Source organism: Microbacterium sp. bgisy207, assembly GCF_057706855.1.
Map to the genome: position 1 here is coordinate 69,042 of NZ_JBYIPB010000013.1, position 13,294 is coordinate 82,335.

15 protein-coding genes and 1 pseudogene are annotated in these 13,294 nt (G+C 66.6%); 8 read left to right on the forward strand and 8 right to left on the reverse strand.

The window, feature by feature from the left end:
- Positions 1–6 precede the first annotated feature (6 nt).
- Genes AC3ENO_RS12605 through AC3ENO_RS12620 form a run of 4 tightly spaced genes read left to right on the forward strand, consistent with a single transcriptional unit; the run spans position 7 to position 3,089 of the window.
- Positions 7–201 (forward strand): ferredoxin, encoded by a 195-nt coding sequence (locus AC3ENO_RS12605; RefSeq protein WP_228177432.1) that lies wholly within the window; start codon positions 7–9, stop codon positions 199–201.
- Between the two features lie 13 nt (positions 202–214).
- Positions 215–1,438: an NAD(P)/FAD-dependent oxidoreductase gene (locus AC3ENO_RS12610; RefSeq protein WP_434970951.1), complete on the forward strand. Its 1,224-nt coding sequence runs from the start codon at positions 215–217 to the stop codon at positions 1,436–1,438.
- Between the two features lie 41 nt (positions 1,439–1,479).
- Positions 1,480–2,322, forward strand: a complete 843-nt coding sequence (locus AC3ENO_RS12615) for an aldo/keto reductase (RefSeq protein ID WP_434970952.1) — start codon at positions 1,480–1,482, stop codon at positions 2,320–2,322.
- Between the two features lie 38 nt (positions 2,323–2,360).
- On the forward strand, positions 2,361–3,089 hold the full coding sequence (locus AC3ENO_RS12620; RefSeq protein ID WP_228177429.1) for a class II aldolase/adducin family protein: 729 nt from the start codon (positions 2,361–2,363) through the stop codon (positions 3,087–3,089).
- A gap of 44 nt (positions 3,090–3,133) precedes the next feature.
- On the opposite strand, the gene AC3ENO_RS12625 is transcribed toward AC3ENO_RS12620, so the two are convergent.
- Positions 3,134–3,847 (reverse strand): zinc-dependent alcohol dehydrogenase, encoded by a 714-nt coding sequence (locus AC3ENO_RS12625; RefSeq protein ID WP_434970953.1) that lies wholly within the window; start codon positions 3,845–3,847, stop codon positions 3,134–3,136.
- Here AC3ENO_RS12625 and AC3ENO_RS12630 point away from each other — a divergent pair.
- Positions 3,834–4,934 (forward strand): sensor histidine kinase, encoded by a 1,101-nt coding sequence (locus tag AC3ENO_RS12630; protein WP_434970954.1) that lies wholly within the window; start codon positions 3,834–3,836, stop codon positions 4,932–4,934. The genes AC3ENO_RS12625 and AC3ENO_RS12630 overlap by 14 nt on opposite strands.
- A gap of 33 nt (positions 4,935–4,967) precedes the next feature.
- On the opposite strand, the gene AC3ENO_RS12635 is transcribed toward AC3ENO_RS12630, so the two are convergent.
- Positions 4,968–5,714, reverse strand: a complete 747-nt coding sequence (locus AC3ENO_RS12635; RefSeq protein ID WP_434970955.1) for a DUF2202 domain-containing protein — start codon at positions 5,712–5,714, stop codon at positions 4,968–4,970.
- Positions 5,715–5,821: 107 nt separating this feature from the next.
- Positions 5,822–6,385 (reverse strand): SDR family oxidoreductase, encoded by a 564-nt coding sequence (locus AC3ENO_RS12640; RefSeq protein ID WP_434970956.1) that lies wholly within the window; start codon positions 6,383–6,385, stop codon positions 5,822–5,824.
- A gap of 21 nt (positions 6,386–6,406) precedes the next feature.
- Here AC3ENO_RS12640 and AC3ENO_RS12645 point away from each other — a divergent pair, with 21 nt between their 5' ends.
- Both AC3ENO_RS12645 and AC3ENO_RS12650 read left to right on the forward strand, forming a co-directional pair.
- Entirely contained in the window at positions 6,407–6,736 is a 330-nt protein-coding gene (locus AC3ENO_RS12645) for a TetR/AcrR family transcriptional regulator C-terminal ligand-binding domain-containing protein (RefSeq protein ID WP_434970957.1), read from the forward strand.
- Between the two features lie 7 nt (positions 6,737–6,743).
- The gene (locus tag AC3ENO_RS12650) at positions 6,744–7,610 is read left to right on the forward strand and encodes a GTP-binding protein LepA (RefSeq protein ID WP_434970958.1); all 867 of its coding nucleotides are present in this window, start codon (positions 6,744–6,746) and stop codon (positions 7,608–7,610) included.
- 75 nt (positions 7,611–7,685) lie between these two features.
- On the opposite strand, the gene AC3ENO_RS12655 is transcribed toward AC3ENO_RS12650, so the two are convergent.
- The 3 genes and pseudogenes from AC3ENO_RS12655 to AC3ENO_RS12665 all read right to left on the reverse strand — a co-directional run bounded on the left by AC3ENO_RS12655 (position 7,686) and on the right by AC3ENO_RS12665 (position 10,319).
- The gene (locus AC3ENO_RS12655) at positions 7,686–8,549 is read right to left on the reverse strand and encodes an aldo/keto reductase (RefSeq protein WP_434970959.1); all 864 of its coding nucleotides are present in this window, start codon (positions 8,547–8,549) and stop codon (positions 7,686–7,688) included.
- A gap of 219 nt (positions 8,550–8,768) precedes the next feature.
- A pseudogene (locus AC3ENO_RS12660) lies at positions 8,769–9,095 on the reverse strand (ATP-binding protein); the annotation flags it as partial.
- Between the two features lie 18 nt (positions 9,096–9,113).
- Positions 9,114–10,319 carry a sensor histidine kinase gene (locus AC3ENO_RS12665; protein ID WP_434970960.1) on the reverse strand — a complete coding sequence of 402 codons (1,206 nt, stop codon included), beginning with the start codon at positions 10,317–10,319 and terminating at the stop codon, positions 9,114–9,116.
- Positions 10,320–10,483: 164 nt separating this feature from the next.
- Between AC3ENO_RS12665 and AC3ENO_RS12670 the strand changes: the two genes are divergently transcribed.
- Positions 10,484–10,837, forward strand: coding sequence for a SpoIIAA family protein (locus AC3ENO_RS12670; RefSeq protein ID WP_434970961.1), 354 nt, complete (start codon positions 10,484–10,486; stop codon positions 10,835–10,837).
- Here AC3ENO_RS12670 and AC3ENO_RS12675 read toward each other — a convergent pair.
- Together AC3ENO_RS12675 and AC3ENO_RS12680 are read right to left on the reverse strand one after the other, a co-directional pair.
- Positions 10,834–11,865 (reverse strand): methionine synthase, encoded by a 1,032-nt coding sequence (locus tag AC3ENO_RS12675; protein WP_434970962.1) that lies wholly within the window; start codon positions 11,863–11,865, stop codon positions 10,834–10,836. The genes AC3ENO_RS12670 and AC3ENO_RS12675 overlap by 4 nt on opposite strands.
- Complete coding sequence (locus tag AC3ENO_RS12680) at positions 11,862–12,905, reverse strand: DUF1852 domain-containing protein (protein WP_434970963.1); 1,044 nt, start codon at positions 12,903–12,905, stop codon at positions 11,862–11,864. Before AC3ENO_RS12680 ends, AC3ENO_RS12675 begins: the two co-directional genes overlap by 4 nt.
- Positions 12,906–13,294 lie beyond the last annotated feature (389 nt).

The following is a 13,294-nucleotide window of genomic DNA, read 5'->3' on the forward strand; positions in this document are numbered from 1 at the left end:
AGCCAGATGGCCACCGTGAAGGCTGATCTCTCGCTCTGCCAGGGATATGCAAACTGCGTCGTCGCCGCAGACGACTACTTCGACATCGATGATGAGGGACTCGTCGTCCTCCTGAAGACCGAGGTTCCCGATTCCGAGCGGACACGCGTCGAGGAGGCGGCCCGCAGCTGCCCGGTATCGGCGCTGTGGGTCGAAGACTGACGGAGCCCCACCTGTGTCTCACGTCGTGATCGTCGGTGGCTCCGTCGCCGGGATGAAACTTGCACAGAACCTCCACTCGGAAGGCTTCGGTGGCGCCATCACGCTCGTCGATGCGGAGCCCAACCCGCTCTACGACAAGCCTCCGCTGTCGAAGGACTATCTGAGCGGTGCATCGTCTGGTGATCGGATCCAGCTGACTTCTCCTGAAGCGCTCGCTGACGCTGGCGTCACGACGAAGTTCGGTACGCGGGCAACAGCTCTGGACCCCGCGAGCACGAGCGTCTCCCTCAGCGACGGTACGACCCTCACGTACGACAAGCTGGTCATCGCGACGGGGGCTCGCGCGCGCCGTACCCCTTGGGCCGACCTCCCCGGCGTGCATGTTCTGCGGTCTCGGTCGGACGCAGATGCCCTCCGGGCCGATCTCGTTGCAGGGCGGCACCTCGCCGTCATAGGGGCGGGCTTCATCGGTTCGGAGGTTGCCGCGACAGCAGTGAAGGCGGGTCTGAGGGTCAGCATCATCGAGCCCCTGGAGGCTCCGATGGGGCGAGCCATGAACGCCCAGATCGGCAAGATATTCGCGGACAAGCACTCGCGTGAGGGGGTCGGGTTCCGGTTCGGTGTGTCAGTTGAGCGCGTTGACCGACTGCATGAGCAATGTCATCTGCTGCTGACGGACGGCTCGACTCTGAGCGTCGACGCGGTCCTGCTGGGCATCGGCGCGATTCCCAATACGGAATGGCTCGCCGGATCTGGCGTCAGCGTCGACAACGGCGTCATCTGCGATGCGACACTCTCGGCGGTCGGTGTCCCCGGCGTGTACGCCATCGGTGACGTCGCACGATTCACGAATGACCGTCATCCCGACTCTGTCCGCCTCGAGCATTGGACCAGTGCCGCCGACCAGGCGCAACTGGTGGCGCACAACATCGTGCACCCGGAGGATCTTCGTGCGTACGATCCGACCGAGTACGTATGGAGCGACCAGTACGACTGGAAGATCCAGATCGTCGGACGGACCGGCTCGGAACACTCCAGGCTGGTCGGAGAGCCCGCCGCGGGACGATTCGGCGTGGTCTACGGGGTGGACGGTGAAGCCGTCGATGGTGCTGTGATCGTCAACTGGCCGCGCGCACTCATCGACGCACGACGATCTGTGGCATCCCGGGCTCGCACCCAGGATCTCGTCGCGCGGCTGCAGGCTGCGATTCAGTCGACATCGCCCGCGACGCGCTGACCAGCCTCGGCGACGCCGCCCACCTCCAGAGGAGCCAGACCGTGACAGCACACGAGCAGACGACGCGTCCGCTTCTTCGGGGCCACCGCATCCCTCGCGTGGGGATGGGGACCTGGCCGCTGGTGGGCGATGAATGCGCCGCCATGGTCGAAAAAGCCGTCGACCTCGGATACCGCTTGTTCGACACGGCGGAGAAGTACGGGAACGAGGATGCCGTCGGGGCCGGTCTTCGCGCATCCGGGATTCCTCGCTCGGAGGTCTTCATCACGAGCAAGTTCAACAAGGAGAACCACAGTGTCGACGGTGTGAAGCGCGCCTACGACAGCGCGCTCGAAGCGATCGGTGTGGACTACCTCGACCTGTACCTGATCCACTGGCCGGTCCCCGCGCTGGATCGCTACGTCGATGCGTGGCGTGGGCTCGTCCAGCTGCAGGAGCAGGGGCTCGTGAAAGCGATCGGTGTCTCCAACTTCACGGTTCACCACATCGATCGAATCGTCGAGGCGACCGGCGTGTTCCCCGATGTCGATCAGATTCAGCTCAGTGTCGATATCGCGCGCGTCGAACAGCGCGAGTACCACCGGGCGCACGGAATCCAAACGGAGGCGTGGAGCCCGCTCGGGCGTGGCGGCCCGCTTCTGTCAGACCCCGTCGTGGGCCGGATCGCCGCTGGTCACGGCAAGTCACCGGCCCAGGTGCTGCTGCGCTGGCATCTTGATGAGGAGATCGTGCCCGTCCCGCGGGCGATGACTCACGAGCAGCTCGCGCAGAACATCGACATCTTCGACTTCACCTTGACCCCGGAAGAACTCGCCCTCCTGGGCTCTTTCGATCGGGGCGAACGCGCAGCGCGTGATCCGGACGACCCCGCCAATGGGCACTGAGGCCGCAGCGCCTCGGGATGACCAGCAGAGGAAGGACGATGACGGAGCAAGACGAAGAACGGCCTGAGCGTGTCCTCGAAGACCTCGTGGACGCCAACCACGTTTTGGTGGACAAAGGCATTCTGGATGCCTTCGGACATGTGAGTGTCCGGCACCCCTTCCGCGCCGACAGATTCCTGATCTCACGGAACCTTGCGCCGGGACTGGTGACGACCGATGACATCCAAGAGATGTCGTTCGACGGCGAGACATCCGATCGGCGACCGAGCTATCTCGAGCGTTTTCTGCACGGGCGGATCTACGCGACGCGGCCGGATGTGGTCTCGATCGTCCACAGTCACTCGCCGTCGATGGTGCCCTTCAGTATCTCTGCGGTGCCGCTGCGAGCGGTGTGGCACATGGCGGGATTCCTGGGTGAGGAGGTGCCGGTGTTCGAGATCCGCGACAGCGTCGGTCATGCCAGCGATCTCTTGATCCGCGACACAGCACTGGGTGGGGATCTGGCCGCGGCGCTGGGGGATGCTCCCGTCATCCTGATGCGTGGTCACGGTTTCGTCGCCGTCGGCGCATCGCTGGAGCAGGCTGTGGCCCGTGCGGTATACGCGGACCTCAACGCGCGAGCGCAGACCGCGGCGATCGGACTGCGCGGCGAGTACACGGCGCTCACCGCTGAAGAGGCGGCTGCGGCCGCAGCCGCAAACGACGGGCAGTTGCAGCGCGCGTGGTCCGTCTGGCGTGATGAGGTTCGTCGCGCCCCCAGAAGGTGAGGAAGCCCGAGACCGACGCGTCGGTCTCGGGGCCCGTGCCCCTACTAGGGGTGGATCAGGACCTTGAGTGTGCTCGATGCGTCACGTGACCGATCGAACGCCTCCGCGGCCTCATCGAAGGAGAACTCGTCGGTGGCCAGAGGGGTGAGGTCGATGCCCGTCCGCTCGATGAACCGAATCGCCCGAGGCCACACGCCCGACGACCCTGTGATCCCCTTGATCGTGAGGTCCTTCGCCTGGATGAGAGCCAGCGGCGCGGACACTTCGGCCGCGGCGGTGATCCCGATCTGCACAATCGTGCCGTTGTGGCTGACGATGCGATAGGCGCTCGCCATCCCGTGGGGATTGCCGGAGGCTTCGATGACCACGCGCACGCCCAGCGGCCCGGCGACTGCAGCGATCGTGGCTTCCGCATCGGGCGCGGACGGATCCACCGTCGCGTCCACACCCAATCGTGTCGCCATCTCGCGGCGCTGTGCCGACGGTTCGACGAGCACGGTCAGTGCGCCCTTCGCGTGCGCAGCCAGCGCAGCGCACTGTCCGATCATGCCTCCGCCGATGACCACGACCGTGTCGCTCGCATCGATCGAGCCCGCTTCCTCGAGAGCGCGGTACGCGACAGTGAACGGCTCGATCATCGCCGCGCTGCGGTCGCTGATGCGTTCGGGAACGTCGTGCAGCAGTCGCTCGAGAACCACGAACTCTTCGCTGCCGGCACCGTCATAGGTCAAACCGAACCACGACATGTGGCCGGTCACGCATCTTCTCGTCGCCGTGCTCGGCGCCGTCGCGACGACCATCGTCGTACTCGTGCTCGCGCCCCTCATCTTCGACCGCCGCGTCGGTATGGGCGGTGGCATGGGTACCGGTGCGGGGCAGGGGAACCGTCAGCAGCTGGTCGCCGACGTGACCATCGCCGTCACCCAGGCCCTCGGGGTCGGTCTCGTCGTGGGAGCACTGACGGCGGCTGCGGCCGGGATCATCGTCTCGGCGCGGGTCACCAAGCCACTGCGTGCCATGTCGGCAGCGGCGCGGCGTATCGCGGCCGGCGACTACGACGTCCGCGTAGAGCGGCCCGCCGACGATGAACTGGCAGCCCTCGCCGACGACGTCAACACGCTGGGCGCCGCCCTCGCGGAGACCGAGCGCCGGCGGACCCGACTGCTCGGCGAGGTCGCCCACGAGATGCGGACGCCGCTGACGATCATCGACGGCTACGTCGAGGGGATGATCGACGGGATCCTTCCCGCCGAACCCGAGCAGCTCGGCAAGGTGAGTGACGAAGTGCGCCGACTGCGCCGGCTGTCCGACGATGTGTCGGCGCTGTCGCGCGCCGAGGAAGGGCGGCTCGGGCTGGTGCGGGAGACGCTGGATGTGAGGATGCTGGTCGGCGGCGTGGTCGAGCGGTTGCGGGCGCAGGCCGAGGATGTGGGCATCCGCCTCACGACAGTCCTTCCCACAGAGTCGTGCGCGGCCTACGTCGACGGTGACCGGATCGGTCAGGTCATCACGAACCTCATCGGCAACGCGCTCCGCGCCACCGAGGCCGGCGGGTGGATCGAGGCGGCAGTCTCGGCATCCGCGGACGAGGTGACGATCCGGGTCGTCGATTCGGGAGAAGGGCTGGCCGAGGCTGAGCTCCAGCGGATCTTCGAACGGTTCTACCGCGTGCCGGGACGCCGCGGTGGGGGCTCCGGGTCCGGCATCGGTCTCACGATCGCCCGGGGGATCGTCCGAGCGCACGGGGGTGAGCTCACCGCTGCCTCGGAGGGACCGGGGTATGGGTCTGTCTTCACCGTCACCCTCCCGCGCGCTGAGGAGGCCGGCCAGACCCACGGGTCCTGACCGGCCTCTGCTGATGGTGCGCGAGGTCGTGGCTCAGCTGTGGTCGCAGCTACCGTCGCCGTTGGTCATCCCCCGCCCTGAACCATCCCTCGGAATGTCTCGACCGGACATCCTGCCGTCTCCTCGACCGTCCCGGTCGGCCCCGTTCGATCCTCGTCCGGGCATCGCGTCGGTGCGCCCTGTCGTGCCCGCTGCTGTGCCGCCCTCGGACGCCGAGGTGTATGCCGCGAGATGCTTCTCGGAGCCGGTCAGCAGCCTGGTGAGGACGGCATCGACGTCCGACGGGTAGTCCGCGGCGAGGGCCGCGTCCAGGTCGGCGATGTCGGTTTCCTCGATGGTGATCCCCACCGCATAGGCCTCGGTGAGTGAGGTCTGCGCCTGCGCCAGCAGGTCGTCGTACAGCACCTGCAGTTCGTCGAAGGCATACGTTCCCGGCTCCAGCCCGGCGGACGGGTCGTCGATGCCGTAGGTCTCGAGGAGCGTGCCGACTGCGTCGTAGTGGTGGTCCTCGCTGTTGGTGATCATGCTGAACGGGCGTGCACCGTCGTAGTAGTCGGCGATCGCAGCATAGAGATCCCTGGCCAACCGCTCCTCTTCTCGCATGAAGGAGAGGGTGTCCTCCACCGTGCTGTCCGCTGTGATCGACCCGGTGGCGACGGAGGCTGGGGGAGTTGTCGATTCGACGGTGGCGGAGGCGGCGACGGTTCCGCCGACCGCGAGGCCGAAGATCGCGAGGGCGCCCGCACCGAGGGTGGCGGCGGTCTTTGTGGATGTGTTCATCGGAATCACCTTCTGAGGTTCGGGTTGTCGATGACCAGACAACGCCACCTCTGTGAAGGTGTCCGTGGGTGCATTGTGAAGCTTGTGTGAAGGCGGCCGCGGGGCCGTCAGTCGCGCGGGATCTTGCTCCCGTATCGCTGCACGCCGGCGTACGTTCCGCCGTCGATCAGGATGTCCGTGCCGGTGATGTAGCCGGCTTTCTCGGAGGCGAGGAACGCCAACAGCTCGGCGACTTCCTCGGGGCGGCCGAAGCGCTTGAGGGCGGCAGCCTTGAGGAGCGCCGCCGATCCGCTCTTCTGCTCCAGTCGCCCCATCGTGGTGTCGAACGACCCCGGTGAGACCGAGACCACGCGCGCCCCCCCCGCGCCGAATTCTTCGGCCGACCGCGCGGAATACCACTTCACGTAGGCCTTGGAGAGGGAGTAGGCCATTCCGGCGGCCTGGCTGCGCGCGACGCGCGTGCGTCCGACAAGCTTGCGCACGAATCGATCCGGATCGGTCTCGGCGAGCGGGAACGCTCGCGTGGGGATCAGCACACTGGGGAGCATATGGGCCGCGATCGAAGCGACGTTGACCAGGGCGAAGTCCTCGCTCGCCGCGGCGAGTGCTGCGCGGGTCACGTTCACGGTGCCCAGTGCGTTCACGCGCACGATGAACTCGGCTGCGCCCATCTGCGGGCTGACGCCGGCGGTGTGAACGACAGCGCGAAGCTCGCCGACACCGGTGATGCCACCGCGATCATGCGCGGTCTCGCGGCTGCGGCCGCCGAGGATACCGGCCTACGACGGGCGCTGTATTCGGAGCTGACGGGCCCCGCCCATCGAACCCTCACCGGCAGGCTCGCGCGCGCTCAGACACGCGAGCCTGTAGAGCAGGATGCCATCGTCGCGGAGGCGCTCCTCGGCATCATGCTCTATCGCCAGCTGACCGACGTTGACGCCCCGCCGCCCACGCACACTCAGATCGGAGCGCTCCTGGGTCTTCCCGGTGACGGCCCCGGACCGGCGGAGGCTCCCGCATGATGGGTTCATGAACCAGTCGGTGAGCTCGCAGCGGATCCTCGAGCATGTCCGGCGGCTCGGCGAGGAGCATCCACCGATCGAGCTGGACTCGGTCGATCGCGGCATCCGCGACCCGGGTGTGGTCAGGGCCCGCTACGGACACGTCATCGACTACCTTGCCCGGGTCGAGCTCGAGGTGGATCGCAATGTTCTCGAGCTGCTCGTGCTGTTGCCCGACGTCAGCGAGGTCGACCGTCTGTTCTACGCCGACGTGTGGCAGCCGCAGGAGATCCAGCACGGTCTGATCCTCGACCGGCTCCAGCAGGACCTCGGGCGGCCTGCGGCCGACCCCGTGCTCGAGGTCTCGTACCGGATGAAGATCATGGGTGCGCTCGCGCACTTCTCCTCGATCCAGGACATTGCGCGGCTGCTCTACTACCTGACGGGAGCCAGCACCGAGCGACAGGCTGTGCTGGCCTACAACACCATCCACGACGGGATGACCGAGCTGGGCGAGACGGCCATCGCCGAGACGATCATCGCCCCCATCCGTCGGCAGGAACCCGGCCACTTCGCGTTCTACCGGATGAGCGCGAGCGAGCTTGTGGCCTCCGGCGCCCTACGGCCGTGGCAGCTGTATCTCGCACGGGTGCTGCGGGAGAAGACCTACAACCTCGTCGGAACCAACGGGCAGGGTCGGTACCGCGCGCAGATGCGGGGAGTGGTCACTGCGCTCGGGTTCGAGACTGATCTCGATCGCTACGCGCGAGAGGTGGGTCGCATCGAAGCCCAGCTGCTGTGGGCGCACGAGAAGGGGATGGAGTTCCCGCCCTACGTGTTGCGCGCTCTGCGAGAAAGCATCGACCTCTACCGCGAACGCGGATTCGGCGACTGAACAGCCCTCAGGCGCGCGTTGCGCCGGCAATCCCCGCAGGTGGACTCCGGCGCAACACGGCGGATCGATCGGACCTCAGAGCTTTCCGCCGAACACGGGCATCATGCTGGCGTCGCCGTAGTCCTTGATGGTCTCGACGTTCTTGAGGTAGTCCATGTCCTCGTCCGAGATGACGAAGTCGAGCTCGGCATTGCTCTTCATGTGCGCAGGGTTGGCCGTCTTCGGCAGCGGCAGCAGGCCCAGCTGAAGGTCGTAGCGGATCGAGAGCTGGGGGATGCTGACGCCGTACTTGTCGGCGATCTGCTTGACGTGCTCGTTCTTCAGCAGTTCACCGTGGGCGACCGGCGAGTACGCCTCGACGAGGATCCCCTCGCCCTGCGTGTACTCGATGAGCTCGAACGGGGTGTTGCTGATGTGGGCCAGGATCTGGTTGACCATGGGCTTGACCGTCGCCACCTCGAGGATGTTCTCGATGTCGCCCCGCTCGAAGTTCGACAGGCCGATCGCGCGCACCTTGCCCGCCTGGTATGCCTCTTCGAGAGCCTTCCAGACCTGCCGGTTCTCTTCGAAGTAGGTCTTCTCGCCGCGGAACTCGGTCCACGGGTGGGGGCTGTGGATGATAAACAGGTCGATGTACTCGAGGCTGAGCGCCTCGAGGGAGGCGTCGACACCCGCGACTGCCGCCTCGTACGACTTGGCTCCGGCGTCGAGCTTGGTGGTCACGAAGATGTCCTCGCGCGCGACGCCGGACGCGCGCGCGCCCTCGCCGACTCCCTGCTCGTTCTGGTAGGCCTGGGCCGTGTCGATGTGGCGGTAGCCGAGTTCGATCGCCGCCTTCACGGCACCGACCGTTGCGGCGTTGTCGATCATCCAAGTGCCGAGGCCGAGCTTAGGGATCTCGACGCCGTTGGACAGGGTGTAGTTCTCGTCAAGAATCATTGCGTCTCTCGCTTTCGTTGCACAGCGGCGGGTCTCGCCGCAGCGGCGGTGCACGAAGCGTCGACCGGGATGCCGGGTGCGCCATCCGTGTCGGACGCTTGCTGCCGCCTCATCAATAGGAACACGCGCAGGGGGTTCCGGGGGAGGCCCGGTCATGATGCGTACTGCCAGTACGTGCTTTTGTCGGCCCCGCACTCACTGAGGTGGCCCGAGTCTGGCTCAGGCGCTCGGCCGGGTGAGGCTGAGGATCACCGTGGTGCCGCCGGCTGAGTTCTCGTCGATGTCGAGCGAGATCCCGTTGATCGCCGCCAGCGCCGCCGCGATGGTCAGTCCCACGCCCATTCCGGGGATGGCCTGCCGCCGCGCGTAGTCGGTGCGGTAGTACGCCTCCGTCGCCCGGCGGCGTTCTGCGGGAGTCATGCCGACGCCGCGATCGGTGATCTCCACGAGCGGAGTCCCCTCGTCCTCCCTGACCAGCACCGTCACTTCGGCGCCGGTCGGCGAGTACAGGATGGCGTTCTTGACGACCTCCTCGACGATCGCGCGTAGGTGGCGAGACGTGACCTACGCGAGCACGCCACCGCGATCGTAGAGCGACAGGGTGACTCCGCGGCTTCGGGCCAGCGGACGCAGACCGTCGACGGCGCGTTGCACAGCGAAACCCGCATCCGTTGTGTCCAAGTCCGCCGAGATGTCGCGGCGCGCCGTCGTAAGAAGGCGTCCCACCGTGTCGCGCAGCCTCGTCGCTGCCGCTTCGATGCGCTCGACCCGCTCGCGCGGGATGCAGTCGCCGTCGTTCTCGAGGGCAAGATCCGTCTCACCGAGCAGCACCGTCAGGGGTGAGCGCAACTCGTGGTTGAGGGTGCCGATGAACGCTTCGCGCGTCTCGACAGCCGTGACCAGACCGGTGACCTCGGTGCCGGTCACGACCACCCCGCCACCCTCGCCGATCCTTGCGGCCGAATAGCGGACCGCTACCTGGTCTTCCGGCGGTCCGAGCCACACGGTGCGCGAGGCGGAACGCTGCACTTCGATCTGCCCGAACCACGACAGTGCATCCGAGGGCAGTGCCGTCTGTCGGTCCGTCGCGTAGACGTGGGCGGCTCTCTCTCCACTCCAGCCGGCGCGGCGCGACATCGCCTCGGCAGCGGCATTGCTGCGGACGTGGCTCCCCTCGCTGTCGAACACCGTGATCGCATCGACCGTCGACGCCAGGATCGCGTTCACCGTCTCGGTCTGCCTGACCGACTCCGCGTGTTCCCGGCGATACGCGACACCGATCGGATACACCGAGAACGCGACGATGCCCGTCAGGGTGGGGAATGCCCACAGGGCGAAGAACTCGGGGAAGGTCGTGACCTGCTCGCCGATCGAGAGGTAGGCGAGGGCAGGCCATGTGATCGTCACGAGCACGCCCACGATGACCGCGGGCAAGGCGAAGGCGAAGGCGAGCCACGACAGCGGGATCGCGAGCAGGAGCCCGATCGCCGTGATCGGCTGCACGGTGGCCTCACGAAAGAGCGCGACGGCGATGATGTCGAGAATCGGCACGATCGCCATCGTCCAGGTCCGGCGACGGGGCGGTCGCCGCGCCGCGACCAGCATCACGATCGCGCCCGCGACGATGATCGCGCCGGCAGACAGCGCGAAGAGCGGTCTCAGCTCCAGCCGGAACAGGGCAGCCGAGGCAAGGGTCACAGCGAACGCCGCCGTCAGCGCCAGCTGCGGATAGGGGGAGGTGCGGGGCGAGCTCAGGACCGCTGAGAACACGACACCAACTCCTTCGTGGTTTCCCCGAGCTGTGGGCTCGCGGGTCCTCCCATTGTGCTGACCTCGCCGTGCGATGTCACCAGCCATCTCGGCATCCGAGGTCCCTACCGCGGCGAGGCTCGCTGCGGCACGATGAGGGTGATAGCACGTGGAGGGAGCCGATCATGGCCATCACGCAATCGCCGCGCAGCGCAGGCAAGGTCCTCGGGTTCGAGGTCTCGGGCGAGGTCACGAAGGAGGACTACGAGGTCCTCACGCCGGCGGTCGAAGCCGCAGTGAAGGAGTTCGGCACGGTGAGACTGCTGTGCGATCTCACCGGCTTCCATTGGGAGAAGGTCAGTGCCTGGGGCTCGGACTTCCACTTCGGACACGAGTTCCACCACAAGATCGAACGCATGGCGATCGTCGGTGACAAGAAGTGGGAAGAGATGATCACCCATCTCGCGACGCCGTTCTATGCCGAAGAGGCACGCTTCTTCGACGACGAGGACGCCGCCTTCGCCTGGCTCGAGTCCTAGGCTCCCGCCAGCTCGGATCGCACGATCGCCGCTCCGGCGCTGAGGGCGTGGAGCTTGCCCTGCGCAACGCGCCGGGTGAGGGGCGCCATCCCGCAGTTCGTGGACGGGTAGAGGTTCTCGGCATCCACGTACTGCAGCGCCGCACGGATCGTGTCGGCGACATCCTCGGGGGTCTCGACTGTGGTGGTCGCCACGTCGATCGCGCCGACCATCACCGTCTTGCCGCGGAGGAGCTCGATGAGCTCGAGCGGAACGTGGGAGTTGTGGCACTCGAGCGAGACGATGTCGATGCTCGAGGACTGGAGCTTCGGGAACGTGCGCTCATACTGGCGCCACTCGTCGCCGAGCGTCTGCTTCCAGTCGGTGTTGGCCTTGATGCCGTAGCCGTAGCAGATATGCACAGCGGTCCGGCAGCTCAGGCCCTCTGTGGCCCGCTCGAGCGCCCCGACCCCCCAGTCGTCGACATCGTCGAAGAAGACGTTGAAGGCCGGCTCGTCGAACTGGATGATGTCGACCCCTGCCGCCTCGAGCTCTTTCGCCTCCTGGTTGAGGATGCCGGCGAACTCCCACGCGAGCTCCTCGCGGCTGGAGTAATGCGCGTCGAAGAGCGTGTCGATCATCGTCATCGGCCCGGGCAGCGCCCACTTGATCGGCTGATCGGTCTGGCTGCGCAAGAAGGCGGCATCCGTCACGAATACCGGCTGCCTGCGGGCGACGGGGCCGACGACGGTCGGGACGGATGCGTCGTACCGGTCCCGGATCCGCACCGTCTGCCGCGTCTGGAAGTCCACGCCGTCGAGGTGTTCGATGAAGGTCGTCACGAAGTGCTGGCGGGTCTGCTCGCCGTCGCCGACGATGTCGATGCCGGCGTGCTGCTGCTCGGCGAGCGACAGACGGAGCGCATCGCGCTTGCCGTCCGCCAACTCCTCACCGTCGAGTCGCCAGGGCGACCAGAGGGTTTCGGGCTCGGCGAGCCAGGACGGCTTGGGGAGGCTCCCGGCGGTCGAGGTGGGGAGCAGCGTCGTCATGACCGCACCCCCTCCAACTCGCTCTCTTGCGCGCTGTACCAGGCTGACCACTCCTGAAGACGCTCGCGGTGGGGAGTCATGAAGTGCTCGTCGGCGAATCGGCCCTGCTCGACGGCGAGACGGCTGCGTTCCTCGCGGTCGTAGACGATGCGGGTCGTCGAGTAGTCGGCGTGGGTGAGGCTCGGTCGGAAGGATGCCGGGGCAGCGGAGTTCGCGTTGTAGATCTCGGGGCGATAGATCTTCTGGAAGGTCTCCATCGTGGCGATGGTCGCGATCAACTCGAGGTCGGTGTAGTCGGTGAGCAGATCGCCGACGTGGTAAAACGCGAACGGTGCGACGCTGTTCGGCGGCAGGAAGTAGCGGACCTGCATCCCCATCTTCGCGAAGTAGTCATCGGTCAGCGAGTACTCGTCCTTGCGGTACTCGACGCCGAGGACCGGATGCCGATTCGCGGTCCGGTGGTAGGTCTTGGTGCTCGAGACGCTGAGGCAGATCACCGGGGCCTTCGCGAAGCGCTGCGCGTAGGCATCCGATCGCACGAAGCTCCGGAACAGGTTTCCGTGCAGGACCCCGAAGTCCTCGGGCGTGCGGAATCCGGTGCCGCCGGCGTTGTGGCCCGGCAGCAGGATGCTGAAGTCGTAGTCGCGCACGTACGACGAGAAGTTGTTCCCGACGATGCCCGGGATGCGGCATCCGGAGCGGGTGTCGACAATCGTCGTCTCGAGCACCTCGATGAGCGGGAAGCGCTCGCTGTCGGCATCCGTCTGGGACTTGCCCTCGGTCTCGACGTCGATCGAGACCGAGATGATGTCGAGCTCGACGCGGTAGCGGTCGCCCCGCTCGTTGTCCCAGCGGGCGAGGTCGTTGCAGCGGCCGTCGATCATCTGCAGGGCAGCCCGCAGATTCTCCTGACGCTCCTCCCCCCGAGCGAGGTTGGCGAAGTTCGTCGTGACCCGGGTGCTGGCCGGGGGGACATAGTCCTCGTCGAAGCGGGTGGTCTCGATCGAGAAGGTGGGAAGGGAGGCAGAGGTCAGACGCATGACAGACCGATCGTGTTCGGGCGAGCCGGGGCGGCCCGCTGAATCATCAGGGAGCCGCAGCGCGTGCCCGGTGACGTGTTCCGGGCGCGAGGCTTCGCGTCATGCTGCGATGGCCTAGAGTCTCGCGGTTTCACGCCACGCGCGCAACTCGCGTCGTAACAAACCGCGATCCTCGCCTGTCGGCACGGTCAGCGCGGGGCAGCGCGGACGTGCGCTGAATCGAATAGCAGAAGCCCTCGGGTGGGTCCGTGTAGGGCTACCCGACCACCGCCACTGCGGATTCGACGAGAGTGTCGATGATCATGTCGATATCGGCGTCCGTCATGGGAAGAGAGAGTGACATCTCACCGCGGTGGACCGGGAACACCCCGCGCAGTGCGAGTTCTAGG